Below are 1,389 nucleotides of genomic sequence, written 5' to 3' on the forward strand. Positions count from 1 at the left end.
GTCAAGCTCGTCCTGACGCTCGCGGACGGCTACGAGCGCGGCATTCCAGCGTCGCTCCAGTTCGCCTGCTACAAGCCGGTTGTCCGGGTCGACGGCGTCATACTGGCGGCGTGCATGGGCGGCTTCATAACGTGCCTGCTCGAGTGCGAGCTCCACATGGCGCCGCTTCTCTCCAGCCTGCACGGTGGAGGTCTCGATGGCCTTGATCGCCGCTTCCATGCCGAGCGGTTGAAGGCGTTGAAGAACCTCCGCGCTGACCGCCTGATCGACCCGCAATGATCCGAAGCCGATGCACGGGTCGGTTCCGTGGTTGACCTGCGCTCCGCGGCAATGATAGCGCCCCGTATTGCCGTTGCTGCCGGAATAGGAGACATGCAGCTTGCGGCCGCAATGACCGCAGCGCAAGAGACCGCCGAGCAGCAACTCGCCCCGGCGAAGAGCACCGCGCGGCACCAGGCCTTTGCTTGTGGCATTGTCCGTGATCAGGCGCTGATTCCTCTCAAAATCGTGCCAGCTCAGGTAACCTTCGTGATGCTCGATGAGCAAGACCTCCCAGTCGGCGCGATCGCGCCTGATCCCACGCACAATCCGTTTGCGTCCGGCCTCTATGGTGACTTTGCTGCAGGTTCGCCCGAACGCATAGGCGCCGGCGTAGATCGGGTTGGTGAGAATGTGGTGCACCGTATTGTAGACGGGCAGCTTCCAGACGATCGCCCTGTCCGCCGCGCGCGTGTAATTTACGGCAGGGAGCATAATGCCCTCGCGGCGCAACCACAGATGCACCTGCCGGATGCTCTGCAGTTCGTCGAAACGCCGGAATACAAGATCGATCGCCTCGCGGATCCGCAGGTCCGGGTCTTTCTCGACCCGGTTCCGGCCCGACTTGACGTAACCGATCGCCACCGTCAGGAAAAGTTCGCCCCGTCGTGCCTTCTGCTTCAGGGCTTCGATCGAGCGGGCCCGCAGGATCGAAAGCTCCAGTTCGCTCATCGTGCCCTTCATGCCGAGCAGCAGCCTGTCGTTGGGATGACGCGGTTCGTAGATGCCGTCCTCATCGATGATGAGCGTTCCGACAAGGCCGCAAAACTCGATGAGCGTATGCCAGTCCCGGCCATTGCGGGCCAGCCGGGAGGCTTCAATGGCGAGGACCGCACCAACCCGACCTTCGCAGATCGCCGCCAGAAGCTTCTCAAAGCCCGGACGGCTGATGCCAGACCCTGAACGACCGAGATCTTCATCGATGACGATGGCGTCTTTCCAGCCAAGGGACCGCGCTCGCTCGGCAAGGCCATATTGGCGTCGCCGGCTCTCGGGATTGTTGACGAGTTGATCGGCCGTCGACTGCCGGACATAGACATAGGCACCGCGCGCGAGATGTTCAGCGGTGAT

Annotated in this window: 1 protein-coding gene; it reads right to left on the reverse strand. The window is 62.6% G+C overall.

Features of this window, described 5'->3' with window-relative positions:
* A partial coding sequence (locus tag NKI70_RS33815) for a recombinase family protein (protein ID WP_352726455.1) occupies positions 1-1,389 on the reverse strand: 1,389 nt, incomplete at both ends.

Origin of the sequence: Mesorhizobium sp. M0500, from assembly GCF_040321165.1 — a bacterium.
Taxonomy (GTDB): Bacteria; Pseudomonadota; Alphaproteobacteria; order Rhizobiales; family Rhizobiaceae; genus Mesorhizobium.